Consider the following 15,431-nt stretch of genomic DNA (forward strand, 5'->3'; position numbering starts at 1 on the left):
GCGGCGGGGTGGGCGGTGCCGCGGGGCGTGGCACCGCGGCGTCGGGTCGGTGCGCTCCTCCGGGCGGCCGGGGAGCGGTGTCCTGTGCGTCGTGCGTGCCCTCGGTGTCCATCCGGTGCCCTTGTCCCCCTTGAGCCGTGGGCTGCTGCGTCGTTGCGCCGCGGCCGCGTCCTCGGGCCGCGCTGCCATTGTCATGCCCGCGCTGGTCCCTGCCACTGCCGGGCGCGCCGTCGCTCAATCTACTGGCCGCGGGCCGCCGCTATGTCCGGTGCGGACAACGCAACACGCGCACTTCTCCCGAACGGAACATGCCAGACCCGCCCGGCCGCCCCTAGCCTGCGGGAACAAGACCTTTGTACGTCGTCCCGTTCCACCCCAGGAGACTGCCATGACCGAACTGTCCGGAGGCCCCACCCTCCCCCAGGAGCGTCGCGTCGTCACCGCGATCCCCGGCCCGAAGTCGCAGGAGCTGTGGGCGCGCAAGCAGGCCACGGTGGCCGGTGGTGTCGGCGCCGTGCTGCCCGTCTTCGTCAAGCGCGCGGGCGGCGGTGTCCTGGAGGACGTGGACGGGAACTCCCTGATCGACTTCGGCTCCGGCATCGCGGTGACCTCGGTCGGCAACAGTGCGGAGGCGGTCGTCCGCCGGGCCACCGCGCAGCTCGCGGCCTTCACCCACACCTGCGCGATGGTGGCGCCGTACGAGCCGTACATCGAGGTCTGTGAGCAGCTGGCCGAGCTGACGCCGGGCGACCACGCGAAGAAGTCGGCGCTGTTCAACTCCGGTGCGGAGGCGGTCGAGAACGCCGTCAAGATCGCCCGCGTGCACACCAAGCGCCAGGCGGTCGTCGTCTTCGACCACGGCTACCACGGCCGCACGAACCTGACGATGGCGCTCACCGCCAAGAACATGCCGTACAAGCAGGGCTTCGGCCCGTTCGCGCCCGAGGTCTACCGCGTCCCGGTGGCCTACCCCTACCGCTGGCTGACCGGCCCGGAGAACTGTGCGCAGGAGGCCGCGGAGCAGGCCATCTCGCAGATCTCCAAGCAGATCGGGGCGGAGAACGTCGCGGCGATCATCATCGAGCCGGTGCTCGGTGAGGGCGGTTTCATCGAGCCGGCCAAGGGCTTCCTGCCCGCGATCGCGAACTTCGCGAAGGAGAACGGCATCGTCTTCGTCGCGGACGAGATCCAGTCCGGCTTCTGCCGTACCGGCCAGTGGTTCGCGTGTGAGGACGAGGGCATCGTCCCGGACCTGATCACCACCGCCAAGGGCATCGCGGGCGGTCTGCCGCTGGCCGCGGTCACCGGCCGCGCCGAGATCATGGACGCCGCGCACGCCGGCGGCCTGGGCGGCACCTACGGCGGCAACCCGGTGGCCTGCGCCGCGGCGCTGGGCTCGATCGAGACCATGCGCGAGCAGGACCTGAACGCCAAGGCCCGCCGGATCGGCGAGATCATGAAGCCGCGGCTGACCGCGATCGCGGAGAAGTACGACATCATCGGCGAGGTCCGCGGCCGTGGCGCGATGATCGCGATCGAGCTGGTCAAGTCCGGCTCCAAGGAGCCGAACCCGGAGGCCACCGCCGCGCTGGCCAAGGCCTGCCACCAGGAGGGTCTGCTGGTGCTGACGACCGGTACGTACGGCAACGTGCTGCGCTTCCTGCCGCCGCTGGTCATCGGCGAGGACCTGCTGGGCGAGGGCCTGGACATCCTCGAAGGCGCCTTCGCCACCCTCTGAGCGGCAGTCCGCCCGCGGAGCACCGCTCCGCGGGAGGCACCCGGCGCGGCCGGGGACGGAGACCCGGCGCGGCCCGGGGCACGGCTGATGCCGTGTCCCGGGCCGCGGCGCGTGGCGCCCGGCATGCCCCTGACTTTGCCCCGCCCTTTGAGGATTTCTGTGCTCATTTCTGTGCGAACGCGCGTAGGTGGAGGCATGGCGTGAAGAAGATGTGCGGGGCCGATGGCGGGCGGGTGATGCGGCTGTCGGGCGCGGTCGCGGTGCCGTACGGTTTCTGCAGATGAGAGAAACACCCCGCTCGCAGGGGACTGCGGGCGACGCCCGGTCGGCGCTTCCCCGGCTTCGACCAGGCCGTGCCCTCGCGCACAACACCGGAACCCCTGGCACAGGGAACTCCGGGAATCCTCACCGATCGGATGTCCGCCCGCCCCAGACCCCCCGGGGCGCGCGGGACACCGGTCACCACGGCCGCCTCGGAACCACCCCCCCTGTTCCGAGGCGGCCGACCCTTTTCCCGGGCCCCGCGGAGCCGTTCGGCCCCGGCCCCCGCCGCCTGTCCCCGCTGTCGGTCGGTGTGGTCGGTGCGCTCCTCTTCGCCGTGCTCACCTGGCAGGTGGCCGGGCACGGCCCGCTGCGCGCGCTCGACGAGCGGCTCGGCCGCGCCGTGGCCGACGGTGGCCTGCCCGCCGGGCCTGCCGGGTTCTTCGCCGATCTCGGCAATACGGCGGTGGCGCTGCCGGTGCTGTCGGCGGTCCTGGTGTGGGCCGTGTGGCGGGGCCGGCGCGAAGCGCGTCACCGGGCGGCCGACGGCGGCGCTCCCCCGCGCTGGTGGCTGCCCCCGCTCGCGGCCGGCCTCACGGCGGCCGCGGTGCCCGCGCTGGTGGTCCCGCTCAAACTGTGGCTCGCCCGGCCGGGCCCGCCGCAGATGGCGGGCGCCGTGCACGAGGGCTTCTATCCGTCGGGCCACGGCGCCACGGCGGCGGTGCTCTACGGCCTGGCCGCGCTGCTGCTGTTCCGCGGCCGGCGGCGGACCGCGGACCGCCGCCCGGTCGTGCCGGCGGTCGCCGCCGCGGTCGTCCTGCTCAATGCGGGCGTCGGCACCGGCCTGGTGCGCCGGGGCTATCACTGGCCGCTGGACGTGCTCGGCAGCTGGTGTCTGGCCGGGGTGCTGCTCGCGGTGTGGTGTGCGGTGTGCGACCGGTGGTCGGGCGGCCGCCGCACGGTGGGCACGCAGGGACGGCCGGCCGGGCTGCCACAGACCCCGGAGGGACGGCCGGCGGGGCTCCCCTAGCCCCCGGAGGGGCGGGCGGCGCGCGGCCGCCCGCCCCTGACCAGGCGTCAGCTGTCGAAGCCCAGCCCCACCTTGTCCATGGCCTTCAGCCACAGATTGCGGCGTCCGCCCTGGTTGTCGGCGCGGGTCATCGACCACTGGGTCATCCCGATGCCGGCCCAGCGCAGCGGCTCCGGCGGGAACGGCAGCGGCTTGCTGCGCACCATCTCCAGCTCGGTGCGCTCGGTGCGCTCGCCCGCGAGCAGGTCGAGCATCACCTCGGCGCCGAAGCGGGTGGCGCCCACGCCGAGGCCCGTGTAGCCGGTGGCGTAGGCGACCCGGCCGGCGTGCGCGGTGCCGAAGAAGGCGGAGAAGCGCGAGCAGGTGTCGATGGCGCCGCCCCAGGTGTGGGTGAAGCGCAGCCCCTCCAACTGCGGGAAGCAGCGGAAGAAGTGCCGGGCGAGCTTCTCGTAGGTGGCCGGGTGGTGGTCGTATTCGGCGCGTACGCCGCCGCCGTAGCGGTAGACGATGTCGTAGCCGCCCCACAGGATGCGGTGGTCCTCGGTGATGCGGAAGTAGTGGAAGTGGTTGTTGGAGTCCGACAGGCCCTGGCGGTTCTTCCAGCCGATGGCGGCGAGCTGTTCGTCGGTCAGCGGCTCGGTCATCAGCGCGTGGTCGTAGACCGGGACGATGTACGGGCGTACCCGCTTGACCAGGGACGGGAAGGCGTTGGTGCCCAGCGCGACATGGCGGGCGAAGACCCGGCCGTAGGGGGTGCGGACGGCCATGCCCGTACCTTCCGAGGCGAGCGCGGTGGCGCGGGTGCGCTCGTAGATGCGGACGCCGAGGCCGAGGCAGGCCTTCTTCAGGCCCCAGGCGAGGCGGGCCGGGTTGAGCATGGCGACGCCGTCGCGGTCCCACAGTCCGGCGCGGAAGGTCGGTGAGTCGACCTCGGCGCGCAGGGCGTCCTCGTCGAGGAAGGTGTGCCGGTCGAGGCCGAGTTCCGCGGCGTCCTCGGCGGCCTCCTGGAGTTCGGCGACCTGGTGGGGCTCGGTGGCGATGTCGATCTCGCCGGTGCGCTCGAAGGCGCAGTCGATGCCGTAGCGGGCGACGGCGTCCCCGATGGCGTCGAGGTTGCGGATGCCGAGCTTTTCGAGCGTGGCGAGTTCGCCGGGCCAGCGGGCCAGGCCGTTGCCGAGGCCGTGGGTGAGGGAGGCGGCGCAGAAGCCGCCGTTGCGCCCGGAGGCGGCCCAGCCGATCTCGGCTCCTTCGATGAGGACGACGTCGCGCGCGGGGTCCCGTTCCTTGGCGATCAGTGCGGTCCACAGTCCCGAGTAGCCGCCGCCGACGACCAGCAGATCGCAGGTCTCGTCGCCCACGAGGGCGGGCCGGGCGGCGGGGCGGGCCGGGTCGTCGAGCCAGAAGGGGGTGGGGGCGGCGTCCGCGAGTGCATGGACGGGGGACGCCCCGGACGTGTGCGGCATGGCAGCTCGTGCCATGTTCTCAGCTCCTCTTGCTCCTCTTGCGGCGGTTCCCGGCCAATTGACCGGCGAGTACACACAACACCGCGACCAGGAACATCGCGGTGCCGATGACATTGATCTGGACGGGCGTGCCCCGTTGTGCCGATCCCCAGACGAACATCGGGAAGGTCACGGTGGAGCCCGCGTTGAAGTTGGTGATGATGAAGTCGTCGAAGGACAGCGCGAAGGACAGCAGCGCACCGGCCGCGATGCCGGGGGCGGCGATCGGCAGGGTCACCCGCAGGAAGGTCTGGACGGGTGAGGCGTAGAGGTCCTGGGCGGCCTGTTCCAGTCGCGGGTCCATACTCATCACCCGGGCCTTGACCGCGGTGACCACGAAGCTCAGGCAGAACATGATGTGGGCGATGAGGATCGTCCAGAAGCCGAACTGGATGCCCATGTTGAGGAAGAGGGTGGCCAGCGAGGCGGCCATGACGACCTCGGGCATCGCCATCGGCAGAAAGATCAGGGTGTTGACGCCGGAGCGGGCGCGGAAGCGGTAGCGGGCCAGCGCGAACGCGATCATGGTGCCGAGGACGGTGGCGCCGACGGTGGCCCACAGCGCCAGCTGCAGGCTCAGGCCGAGCGAGCCGCACAGATCGGCGACGCCGCACGGATCGCGCCAGGCGTCCGTGGAGAAGTGCTGCCACTGGTAGTTGAAGCGGCCGTTGGGCTTGTTGAAGGAGAAGACCATCACCACGAGGTTGGGCAGGATCAGATAGCCCAGCGTGGCGAGGCCGGCGAGCGTGACGAGGTGGCGGCGCAGCCAGCGCAGGCCCCGGTTCGGGGTGCGGGCCGCGGGGGCCTGGGAGTCTTTCGTGGTCTCGTGGACGGCCATCAGACCAGGTCCTCCGTCCCGGACTTGCGGATGTAGAGGGTGACCATGGCGAGGATGGCCGCCATGAGGATGAAGGAGAGCGCGGCCGCGGTCGGGTAGTCCAGGACCCGCAGGAACTGGGACTGGATGACGTTGCCGATCATCTTCTGGTCGGTGGAGCCCAGCAGTTCGGCGTTGATGTAGTCACCGGCGGCAGGGATGAAGGTCAGCAGGGTGCCGGCGACGACACCGGGCATCGACAGCGGGAAGGTCACCCGGCGGAACGTGGTCGACGGGCGGGCGTAGAGGTCGCCGGCGGCCTCGTGCAGGCGCGGGTCGATGCGCTCCAGCGAGGTGTAGAGCGGCAGGACCATGAACGGCAGGAAGTTGTAGGTCAGTCCGCAGACCACCGCGAGCGGGGTGGCCAGCACCCGGTGCCCCTCGGTGACGCCCAGCCAGCTGGTGACGTCCAGGACGTGCAGCGAGTTCAGCACGCCGACGACCGGCCCGCCGTCGGCCAGGATCGTCTTCCAGGCGAGCGTACGGATCAGGAAGCTGGTGAAGAACGGGGCGATGACCAGGATCATCACCACATTGCGCCAGCGGCCCGCCTTGAAGGCGATGAGGTAGGCCAGCGGATAGCCCAGGACCAGGCAGAGCACGGTGGCGACGCCGGCGTACGCCATCGAGCGGACGAACTGCGGCCAGTATTCGCCGAGCGCGTCCCAGTAGGTGGCGAAGTGCCAGGTGACCTTGAAGCCCTCTTCGAGGGAGCCGGTCTGGATCGAGGTCGACGCCTGGTAGACGAGCGGTGCGGCGAAGAAGACGAGCAGCCACAGGATGCCGGGCAGCAGCAGCCAGTAGGGGACCAGGCGCTTGCGGACGGGGGTCTTGCGGAGGACGGGGGTCTCCGCCCCGGCCGGCCCGTCCGGTGGCGCGGGTGCGGAGGTCGTGATCGCTGGTGTCACGCCGCCTCCTCGTCGAGGTCCGCGCCGGCCTGGATGTCCTGGGCGGCGTCCAGACCGAAGGTGTGGGCCGGGCTCCAGTGCAGCACGATCCCGGCGCCGGGAACGAGGCGGCCGTCGCGCTCGATGTTCTGCTCGTAGACGGCGAGTTCGCCTCCCAGGCCGGGCACCTCGACGACGTACTGGGTGGAGACGCCGATGAAGCTGGCGTCCTTGATGCGGCCGGGCAGCCGGTTGTGGCCCTCGGTGATCGACCCGGCGTCGTCGCCGTGCTTCAGCGCGACCTTCTCGGGCCGCACGCCGGCCAGCACCTTCTCGCCCGTACGGGCTGAGGCGCTGCACCGGGCGGCGGGCAGCCGCAGCTTGGCGTCACCGGCCTTGAGCAGCAGCTCCTCGCCGCCGGCCTCGACGACCTCGGCCTCGATCAGGTTGGAGGTGCCCAGGAAGTTGGCGACGAAGGTGGTGGCGGGGTTCTCGTAGAGGTCGGCGGGGGCGCCGAGCTGTTCGACCCGGCCGCCGTTCATCACGGCCACGGTGTCGGCCATCGTCATGGCCTCCTCCTGGTCGTGGGTGACGTGCACGAAGGTGATGCCGACCTCGGTCTGGATGCGCTTGAGCTCCAGCTGCATCTGGCGGCGCAGCTTGAGGTCGAGGGCGCCCAGCGGTTCGTCGAGGAGCAGCACCTGCGGGTGGTTGATCAGCGCCCGGGCGACCGCGACCCGCTGCTGCTGGCCGCCGGAGAGCTGCTGCGGCTTGCGGCGCGCCATCGGCCCGAGCTGGACGAGGTCGAGCATCTCCTCGACCTGCTTCTTGACGGACTTGATGCCGCGGCGGCGCAGGCCGAAGGCGACGTTCTCGTAGATGTCCAGGTGCGGGAAGAGCGCGTAGTTCTGGAAGACGGTGTTGACCTGGCGCTTGTAGGGCGGCAGGGCGGTGACGTCCTGGCCGGACAGCTCGACGGTGCCGGTGGTCGGGTCCTCCAGCCCGGCGATCATGCGCAGGGTGGTCGTCTTGCCGCAGCCCGAGGCGCCCAGCAGCGCGAAGAAGGAGCCCGCGGGGACGGTCAGGTCGAGCGGATGGACGGCGGTGAAGGAGCCGTAGGTCTTGCTTATCCCGTGGAGGCGGACATCGCCGCCACTGCTCTGGGGGGTCGCGGTCTTCGTCATGTCGGTCGTCCCGTGTGTCGGAGGGCGAAACGGCTCGGGCGGGCCCGGTGGGGGGTCAGGCGCCGGTGAGGTCGGAGAACTTCTGGGAGAACTCCTTGTTCTCCTTGGCGGACAGGGCGCGGAAGGAGTGGGAGCGGGCGGCCATCTCCTTGTCCGGCAGGATCAGCGGGTTGTCGGCCGCGCTCTTGTCGATCTTGGCCAGTTCCTCGCGTACCCCGTCGACGGGACAGGCGTAGTTGATGTACGCCGCGAGCCGGGCCGCTGCCTTCGGCTCGTAGAAATAGTCGATGAGCCGTTCGGCGTTCTGCTTGTGGCGGGCCTTGTTCGGCACCATGAGGTTGTCGGTGGACGTCATGTAGCCGGACTTGGGGATGGCGTAGGCGATGTCCGGGTTGTCGCTCTGGAGCTGGACGATGTCACCGGCCCAGGCCACACAGGCGGCGAGATCGCCCTTGTCCAGGTCGTTGGTGTAGTCGTTGCCGGTGAAGCGGCGGATCTGCTTGGAGTCGACGCCCTTCTGGAGCCGGGCGATGGCCGCGTCGTAGTCGTCCGCGGTGACGTCCTCGGGCCGCTTGCCCATGTCCAGCAGCGTCAGCCCGATGCTGTCGCGCATCTCGGAGAGGAAGCCGACCCGCCCCTTGAGCTTCGGGTCCTCCAGCAGCTGGCTGACCGAGTCGACCTTCTTCCCGCCGGTGGCCTTCTTGTTGTACGCGATGATCGCCGGGATGCCCTGCCAGACGTAGGAGTGCGCGCGGCCCGGGTCCCAGGCGGGGTCGCGGTACTGCGCCGAGAGGTTGGCGTAGGCGTGCGGCAGGTTGGCGGGGTCCAGCTGCTGGATCCAGCCCAGGGAGATCATCCGGGCGCACATCCAGTCGGTGAGCACGATCAGATCGCGGCCGGTGTCCTGGCCGGCCGCGAGCTGCGCCTGGATCTTGCCGAAGAACTCGTCGTTGTCGTTGATGTCCTCGGTGTATTTGACGGCGATGCCGGTGCGCCGGGTGAAGCGGTCCAGCGTCGGACGGTGCTTGCCGTCCTTGCTGACGTCCATGTACTCGGTCCAGTTGGAGAAGTTGAGACGCTTCTCCGCCGCGGAGTGGTCCTCGCTCCGGCCGGCGTCCGTACGGCCGGCGGGCGGGATCCCGCACGCCGTCAGGGCGCCCAGCCCGCCGGCCGCGGCCGCCACGGCACCGCCGGCGCGCAGCAGGGAGCGGCGGGTCATGGCGAGCCGGCCGTTGGTCATACTGCGGCGCACGGCGGCGAGTTCGACCGGGGACAGGGGTTCGGGCTGCTCGTGGTGCTCCATGGGCGGTGCCCTTTCAGGGGTGAACCCGGCTCTCGGCCGGTGATGACGATGCCGCGCGGCGCGGGCCGCAGGGGTGGCGGCGGGGCTGCCCCGCCGCCGTAAGGGTGGGACGTCCATTACGGGCGGTCCCCGAAGACCGTGCGGTGCCAGTCCTTCCGTGCCACCGCGGTGTTGTCGTACATGACGTGCTTGACCTGGGTGTACTCCTCGAAGGAGTAGGCCGACATGTCCTTGCCGAAGCCGGACGCCTTGGCGCCGCCGTGCGGCATCTCGCTGATGATCGGAATGTGGTCGTTGACCCAGACACAGCCCGCGTTGATCTCGCGGGTGGCGCGGCCGGTGCGGTAGACGTCCCGGCTCCAGGCGGAAGCGGCCAGCCCGTAGGGGGAGTCGTTGGCCAGCGCGATGCCCTCGTCGTCGCTGTCGAAGGGCAGCACGACCAGGACCGGGCCGAAGATCTCGGACTGCACGATCTCGCTGTCCTGGGCGGCTCCGGCGATCAGCGTGGGCCGGTAGTACGCGCCGTTGGCCAGCTCCGTGTGGGGGCCGAAGTCGGGGGCCTCGCCGCCGGTGACGACGGTGGCGTAGGCGCGCGCCCGGTCCACGAAGGCGGCGACCCGGTCGCGCTGGGCGTGCGAGATCAGCGGGCCCAGGTCGGTGGACGGGTCGAAGGGGTCGCCGAGCCGCACGGTCGCCATCAGGTCGGCGACGCCGCTGACGAAGGCGTCGTAGAGGGGGCGCTGGACATAGGCGCGGGTGGCGGCGGTGCAGTCCTGGCCGGTGTTGATCAGTGCCCCGGCGACCGCGCCGTGGACGGCGGCCTCCAGGTCGGCGTCGTCGAAGACGACGAAGGGGGCCTTGCCGCCGAGTTCGAGGTGCAGCCGCTTGACGGTGCCGGTGGCGATCTCGGCGACCCGCTTGCCGACGGCGGTCGAGCCGGTGAAGGAGGTCATGGCGACGGAGGGGTGGCCGACGAGGCGCTCACCGGCGTCCCGGCCGGCGCCGGAGACGATGTTGAGCGCTCCGTCGGGCAGCCCCGCGCGCTGGGCGGCCTGCGCGAACAGCAGCGAGGTGAAGGGGGTGATCTCGGCCGGCTTGAGGACGATGGTGTTGCCCGCGGCGAGGGCCGGCAGCACCTTCCAGGCGGCCATCTGGAGCGGGTAGTTCCAGGGCGCGATGGAGCCGACGACCCCGATCGGCTCGCGGCGGATCACGGAGGTGTGGTCGGGGCTGTATTCCCCGGCCGCCTTGCCCTCCAGATGGCGGGCGGCGCCCGCGAAGAACGCGGCGTTGTCGATCGAGCCCGGTACGTCGAACTCCTCGCTGAGCTTGATCGGCTTTCCGCAGTTCAGCGACTCGGCACGGGCGAGGTCGCCGGCGTCCTCGGCGAGCGCGGCGGCGAAGCGGTGCAGGGTGTCGGAGCGCTCGCCGGGTGTGGCGCCGCCCCAGTCCGCGAACGCCCGTCGTGCGGCGTCGACGGCCGCGTCCACCTCCGCCTCGCCGGCGAGTTCGTAGGAGTACACCGTCTCGCCGGTCGCCGGGTCCACGACGGCCTGGGTACGGCCGGAACTGCCGCTCCGGAGACTGCCTGCGATGAATTGCGCGCCCTCGGCGAACCGCTCGGTGGCATCGAACCGCTGATCCATGGTGCTCTCCTCCGCCGGGCGCCGGGGCCGCTCAGCGGCGCTGCCTGGCGTAGCTATTTCCGGAATCGATGGCCGATCCTGGCAGAGGAACGCAACCTCAACAAGTGATTCCGTTGTTGCCTTTTGGTTACACGACGAAATCTGTTCTTTGCCGGGCAACGCCCCCGACACGTTGTCGGTGCCCGCTGACAGAATCCCGGCATGATGCACGACCACACGGGGACCACCACGGGGGAAGCGGCCGGACCCGCCGCCGACGGGCCGCGCTCGGTCGACGAGCTGCGCGGGGCGACGGCCGCCGGGAAGCACCCGAAGTACGTCTTCTTCTGGGGCCACAGCCCGCGCCGCGACGGCAGCCTCGGCGCCGGTTGCTTCAGCCAGTGGTGGCCCTCCCCCTTCACCGTCGACGGTGTCCACTACGCCACCGCGGAGCACTGGATGATGGCCGGCAAGGCCCGGCTGTTCGGCGACGCGGAGGCCGAGCGGCGGGCGCTCGCGGCGCGCCACCCCCGCCAGGCCAAGGACGCCGGGCGTACGGTCCGCGGCTTCGACGAGGAGACCTGGCAGCGCCGGCGCTTCGCCCTGGTCGTCGAGGGCAGCGTGCACAAATTCGGCCAGGACGCCGCACTGCGGGAGTACCTGCTGGGCACGGGGTCCCGGGTGCTGGTCGAGGCCAGCCCGCTGGACCGGATATGGGGCATCGGCCTGGCCGCCGACGAGGAGCGGGCCGCCGACCCGGCGCGCTGGCGGGGCCTGAATCTGCTGGGCTTCGCGCTGATGGCGGCCCGGCAGCGGCTGCGCGAAGAGGCGGGCGGGCACGTGGAGGGCAGGCAGTCGTAGGGCAGGCCCCGGGGCCGCTTCGCGGGCCGGTGCACCGGCCCCCGCACCATGACCGCGCCGCCCCGCATAGCATGGCCGGGCCCCTCCGCGCACTCCGGCGCACCCTTTGACCAGGAGGAACCGTTGTCCGATCTCGATGCGTTCATCACGGGCCTGCCCAAGGCGGAGCTGCACGTCCACCACGTCGGATCGGCGTCCCCGCGTATCGTCTCCGAACTGGCGGCCCGCCACCCCGACTCCGCCGTCCCCACCGACCCCGACGCCCTGGTCGACTACTTCACCTTCCGCGACTTCGCGCACTTCATCGAGGTCTACCTCTCCGTCGTGGACCTGATCCGCGACGCCGAGGACGTCCGGCTGCTGACGTACGAGGTCGCCCGGGACATGGCCCGGCAGCAGATCCGCTACGCCGAGCTGACCGTCACGCCCTTCAGCTCGACCAGCCGCGGCATCCCCGACGCCGCGTTCGTCGAGGCGATCGAGGACGCCCGCAAGGCGGCGGAGTCGGAGCTGGGTGTGGTGCTGCGCTGGTGCTTCGACATCCCCGGCGAGGCGGGCCTGGCGTCCGCGGAGGAGACCGCCAGGATCGCCTGCGACCTGCAGCCCGAGGGCCTGGTCTCGTTCGGCCTCGGCGGTCCGGAGATCGGGGTGTCGCGCCCGCAGTTCAAGCCCTACTTCGACCGCGCCCGCGCGGCCGGACTGCACTCCGTCCCGCACGCCGGCGAGACCACCGGCCCCGGCACGATCTGGGACGCGCTCCGCGAGCTGGGCGCCGAGCGCATCGGCCACGGCACCAGCGCCACCCAGGACCCCGCGCTGCTGGCCCATCTCGCCGAGCACCGCATCCCGCTGGAGGTCTGCCCCACCTCCAACATCGCCACCCGCGCGGTGCGCACCCTGGACGAGCACCCGCTCAAGGAGATGGTCGACGCGGGCCTGCTGGTCACCATCAACAGCGACGACCCCCCGATGTTCGGCACCGACCTCAACACCGAATACGGCGTGGCCGCCCGCCTGTTGGGCCTCGACACGAAGGGTGTGGCCGGCCTCGCCAAGAACGCCGTCGAGGCCTCCTTCATGGACGCCCCCGCGAAGGCCCGGCTGTCGGCCGAGATCGACACGTACACGGCGTCCTGGCGCGCCTGACCACGAGGGCCGGCGCCCCGACCGCCCGCCCGTCGTCCCGCCGGCCGCACCCGCGGCCGGCGGGACGACCGCGGGCCCGATCCCCTACCACCCCACGACTACAACCCCACGATCCCGTTCCACTCCTTGGCGAACTCGGTCCGCTCGGTGGAGGTGATGTCGCGGGCGATGGCCAGCCGCTTGCGCATCGCGTCGTCGGGGAAGATCAGCGGATCCTCGGCGAGGGCGGCCCGCTCCTTGTCCCTGGAGGACGCGAGGACCTCGCGCGCGGCCGGTACGGGACAGACGTAATTGACCCAGGCGGCCAGCTCCGCGGCCACCGCCGGCTCGTAGTAGTAGTCGATCAGCCGCTCGGCGGTGCGCTTGTGCGCGGCGAGGTTGGGGATCAGCAGGCTCTCCGCCCAGAGTTCGGCGCCCTCCTGCGGCACCACGAACTCGATGTCCGGGTTGTCGGCCTGCAGTTGGATCACATCGCCCGAGTAGGCCTGGGCGGCGAGCACGTCCCCGGAGTCGAGGTCCTTGATGTAGTCGTTGCCGGTGAACCTCCGGATGTGGCCGCGGCTCACCAGCCGGCGGATCCGGTCGGTCATCCGGTGGAAGTCCTCGGCCGTCCAGCGGGTGATGTCGACGCCGTCGCCCTGCATCAGCATCGCGAACGATTCATCGAGCCCGGAGAGCAGGGTGACCCGGCCGCGCAGCGCGTCCTGCCACAGATCCGAGGTGTGCTTGATCTCCCGGCCGAGTTTCCGGCGGTTGTAGGCGATACCGGTGATCCCGGACTGCCAGGGCACGGAGTGTCCGCGGCCCGGGTCGAAGTGCGGGGTGCGCAGCTGCGGATCGAGGTACCGGGCGACGTGCGGCTGGGCGGCCCGGTCCATCTCCTGCACCCACCCCAGCCGCACGAGGCGGGCGCACATCCAGTCGCTCATGACGATCAGATCGCGACCGGTGCTCTGGTGGTTCATCAGCGCCGGGCCGATCTTGCCGAAGAACTCGTCGTTGTCGTTGATCTCCTCGGTGTACGTGACGGAGATCCCGCTGCGCCGCTCGAACGCCTCCAGGGTGGGCCGGCGCTGCTTGTCGTGGTCGTCGACGTCGATGTACAGCGGCCAGTTCGCGAAGGTGAGCCGGGGGTCGCGCGCCGACCGGTCCGGGCCGGCGCGGTCCGCCGCCCTGACGTACGCGGGCGGCACCCCGCATCCGGTCACGGCGGCCAGCGCCCCGGTCACCCCTGTCGCTCCCGCACCCCGGAGCAGCGCACGCCGCGAAAGATCAGCCATGGCGAGCACTCTCACGCGCCGCGGGCGGAGGCGGCAAGAGACAGAGCGTCCATTGCCGGGCCTCCGCCCGCGACGGTGTGTCGGGCGCCGCGTGCCGCGTGCCGCCCAACGGAGCCAATTCCCCGGTGGTGCCTGCCGGTTCAGCCGTTCAGCGAGGTCATCACGTGCTTGATGCGGGTGTAGTCGTCGAAGCCGTAGGACGACAGGTCCTTGCCGTAGCCGGACTTCTTGAATCCGCCGTGCGGCATCTCGGCGACCAGCGGGATGTGGGTGTTGATCCACACACAGCCGAAGTCGAGACTCCGCGACATCCGCATCGCGCGGGCGTGGTCCTTGGTCCACACCGAGGACGCCAGCGCGTACTCGACGCCGTTGGCCCACTGGACCGCCTGCTTCTCGTCGGAGAAGGACTGGACGGTGATGACCGGACCGAAGACCTCGTGCTGGACGATCTCGTCGTCCTGCTTGAGGCCCGAGACGACGGTCGGGGCGAAGAAGTAGCCCTTCTCGCCGACCTGTTCGCCGCCCGCCTCGATCTTGGCGTGCGCGGGCAGCCGCTCGATGAAGCCCTTGACCTGCTTCAGCTGGTTGGCGTTGTTCAGCGGGCCGTAGAGCACGTCCTCGTCGTCGACCGCGCCGGTCTTGGTCTCCGAGGCCGCCTTGGCCAGCGCGGCGACGAACTCGTCGTGGATGGACTCCTGGACCAGCACCCGGGTCGCGGCCGTACAGTCCTGGCCGGCGTTGAAGTAACCGGCGACGGAGATGTCCTCGACGGCCTTGGCGATGTCGGTGTCCTCGAAGACGACGACCGGCGCCTTGCCGCCCAGCTCCAGATGGACCCGCTTGAGGTCCTTGGAGGCGGACTCGGCGACCTGCATACCGGCACGCACCGAGCCGGTGATCGAGGCCATCGCCGGGACCTTGTGCTCGACCATCAGCCGGCCGGTCTCGCGGTCACCGCAGATGACGTTGAACACGCCGCGGGAGTGGCCCAGTTCGTCCAGCACGCTGCCGATGATGTCGGCGATCAGCACCGTCGAGGCCGGGGTGGTGTCGGACGGCTTGATGACGACGGTGTTGCCCGCCGCCAGCGCGGGGGCGAACTTCCACACGGCCATCATCATCGGGTAGTTCCACGGCGCGACCTGGGCGCAGACGCCGACCGGCTCACGACGGATGATGGAGGTGAAGCCGTCCATGTACTCGCCGGCCGAGCGGCCCTCCAGCATCCGGGCGGCACCCGCGAAGAAGCGGATCTGGTCCACCATCGGCGGGATTTCCTCGGAGCGTACGAGCGCGATCGGCTTGCCGCAGTTCTCGGACTCGGCGGCGATCAGCTCCTCGGCCCGCTCCTCGAAGCGGTCGGCGACCTTGAGCAGGACCTTCTGGCGCTCGGCGGGGATCAGGTCGCGCCACGCGGGGAAGGCGGCCTCGGCGGCAGCCATCGCCGCGTCCACGTCGGCGGCGCCCGAGAGCGGGGCGGTGGCGTATGCCTCGCCCGTCGCGGGGTTGACCACCTCCGTGGTCCGCCCGTCGGCGGCGTCCCGGAACTCCCCGTCGATGTAGTTGCGCAGACGACGCAGTGCGGTGGTCACTGTGCGCCCCCTTCAGTCAGTTGTCCGGTGATGTGGCTCCAGCCTAGCCATGGGACCCACGTTTTCAACACACCCGCCACTCGGTAACAACGGAATCAGTGAAATTTCGATCGCGGCACGACTAATTTCATCGGTTTGGGGT

Annotated in this window: 13 protein-coding genes; 4 read left to right on the forward strand and 9 right to left on the reverse strand. The window is 70.9% G+C overall.

Annotated elements, in window-relative coordinates:
• The coding region (locus tag EST54_RS35095) for a hypothetical protein (RefSeq protein WP_217371193.1) at positions 1-195 on the reverse strand (195 nt) is incomplete at its 3' end.
• A 193-nt stretch (positions 196-388) separates the two neighbouring features.
• Between EST54_RS35095 and gabT the strand changes: the two genes are divergently transcribed.
• Both gabT and EST54_RS21530 read left to right on the forward strand, forming a co-directional pair.
• Complete coding sequence (gabT, locus tag EST54_RS21525) at positions 389-1,738, forward strand: 4-aminobutyrate--2-oxoglutarate transaminase (RefSeq protein WP_129249329.1); 1,350 nt, start codon at positions 389-391, stop codon at positions 1,736-1,738.
• A 574-nt stretch (positions 1,739-2,312) separates the two neighbouring features.
• Positions 2,313-3,029, forward strand: a complete 717-nt coding sequence (locus EST54_RS21530; RefSeq protein ID WP_307825404.1) for a phosphatase PAP2 family protein — start codon at positions 2,313-2,315, stop codon at positions 3,027-3,029.
• 47 nt (positions 3,030-3,076) lie between these two features.
• Here the strand turns inward: EST54_RS21530 and EST54_RS21535 are convergent, their stop codons facing one another.
• From EST54_RS21535 to EST54_RS21560, 6 genes are all read right to left on the reverse strand, one after another.
• Positions 3,077-4,492, reverse strand: a complete 1,416-nt coding sequence (locus EST54_RS21535) for an NAD(P)/FAD-dependent oxidoreductase (RefSeq protein ID WP_129249365.1) — start codon at positions 4,490-4,492, stop codon at positions 3,077-3,079.
• Positions 4,493-4,511: 19 nt separating this feature from the next.
• Positions 4,512-5,369, reverse strand: a complete 858-nt coding sequence (locus EST54_RS21540; RefSeq protein ID WP_239012711.1) for an ABC transporter permease — start codon at positions 5,367-5,369, stop codon at positions 4,512-4,514.
• A complete protein-coding gene (locus EST54_RS21545) occupies positions 5,369-6,304 on the reverse strand; it encodes an ABC transporter permease (protein ID WP_129249370.1) in 936 nt (311 codons plus the stop codon). Before EST54_RS21545 ends, EST54_RS21540 begins: the two co-directional genes overlap by 1 nt.
• A gap of 8 nt (positions 6,305-6,312) precedes the next feature.
• Positions 6,313-7,479, reverse strand: a complete 1,167-nt coding sequence (locus EST54_RS21550; protein WP_129249331.1) for an ABC transporter ATP-binding protein — start codon at positions 7,477-7,479, stop codon at positions 6,313-6,315.
• A gap of 55 nt (positions 7,480-7,534) precedes the next feature.
• Entirely contained in the window at positions 7,535-8,782 is a 1,248-nt protein-coding gene (locus EST54_RS21555) for a polyamine ABC transporter substrate-binding protein (protein WP_129249334.1), read from the reverse strand.
• A 116-nt stretch (positions 8,783-8,898) separates the two neighbouring features.
• Complete coding sequence (locus tag EST54_RS21560) at positions 8,899-10,428, reverse strand: gamma-aminobutyraldehyde dehydrogenase (protein ID WP_129249335.1); 1,530 nt, start codon at positions 10,426-10,428, stop codon at positions 8,899-8,901.
• Positions 10,429-10,629: 201 nt separating this feature from the next.
• On the opposite strand from EST54_RS21560, the gene EST54_RS21565 reads away from it, so the two are divergent.
• Together EST54_RS21565 and EST54_RS21570 are read left to right on the forward strand one after the other, a co-directional pair.
• The gene (locus EST54_RS21565; RefSeq protein WP_129249337.1) at positions 10,630-11,268 is read left to right on the forward strand and encodes an NADAR family protein; all 639 of its coding nucleotides are present in this window, start codon (positions 10,630-10,632) and stop codon (positions 11,266-11,268) included.
• 48 nt (positions 11,269-11,316) lie between these two features.
• Positions 11,317-12,414 carry an adenosine deaminase gene (locus EST54_RS21570; RefSeq protein ID WP_372448174.1) on the forward strand — a complete coding sequence of 366 codons (1,098 nt, stop codon included), beginning with the start codon at positions 11,317-11,319 and terminating at the stop codon, positions 12,412-12,414.
• A 98-nt stretch (positions 12,415-12,512) separates the two neighbouring features.
• On the opposite strand, the gene EST54_RS21575 is transcribed toward EST54_RS21570, so the two are convergent.
• Positions 12,513-13,694: a polyamine ABC transporter substrate-binding protein gene (locus EST54_RS21575; RefSeq protein WP_129249340.1), complete on the reverse strand. Its 1,182-nt coding sequence runs from the start codon at positions 13,692-13,694 to the stop codon at positions 12,513-12,515.
• A gap of 140 nt (positions 13,695-13,834) precedes the next feature.
• Positions 13,835-15,289, reverse strand: coding sequence for a gamma-aminobutyraldehyde dehydrogenase (locus tag EST54_RS21580; protein ID WP_129249342.1), 1,455 nt, complete (start codon positions 15,287-15,289; stop codon positions 13,835-13,837).
• Positions 15,290-15,431 lie beyond the last annotated feature (142 nt).

The organism is Streptomyces sioyaensis (genome assembly GCF_004122735.1).
Lineage (GTDB): Bacteria > Actinomycetota > Actinomycetes > Streptomycetales > Streptomycetaceae > Streptomyces > Streptomyces sioyaensis.

What these genes read in the sequence shown, in the direction of transcription:
- EST54_RS21570 (WP_372448174.1), top strand. Translation starts at nt 11,317, where the DNA reads ATGACCGCGCCGCCCCGCATAGCATGGCCGGGCCCCTCCGCGCACTCC.
- EST54_RS21550 (WP_129249331.1), bottom strand. Translation starts at nt 7,479, where the DNA reads ATGACGAAGACCGCGACCCCCCAGAGCAGTGGCGGCGATGTCCGCCTC.
- EST54_RS21560 (WP_129249335.1), bottom strand. Translation starts at nt 10,428, where the DNA reads ATGGATCAGCGGTTCGATGCCACCGAGCGGTTCGCCGAGGGCGCGCAA.
- gabT (WP_129249329.1), top strand. Translation starts at nt 389, where the DNA reads ATGACCGAACTGTCCGGAGGCCCCACCCTCCCCCAGGAGCGTCGCGTC.
- EST54_RS21535 (WP_129249365.1), bottom strand. Translation starts at nt 4,492, where the DNA reads ATGCCGCACACGTCCGGGGCGTCCCCCGTCCATGCACTCGCGGACGCC.
- EST54_RS21555 (WP_129249334.1), bottom strand. Translation starts at nt 8,782, where the DNA reads ATGGAGCACCACGAGCAGCCCGAACCCCTGTCCCCGGTCGAACTCGCC.
- EST54_RS21565 (WP_129249337.1), top strand. Translation starts at nt 10,630, where the DNA reads ATGATGCACGACCACACGGGGACCACCACGGGGGAAGCGGCCGGACCC.
- EST54_RS21575 (WP_129249340.1), bottom strand. Translation starts at nt 13,694, where the DNA reads ATGGCTGATCTTTCGCGGCGTGCGCTGCTCCGGGGTGCGGGAGCGACA.
- EST54_RS21540 (WP_239012711.1), bottom strand. Translation starts at nt 5,369, where the DNA reads ATGGCCGTCCACGAGACCACGAAAGACTCCCAGGCCCCCGCGGCCCGC.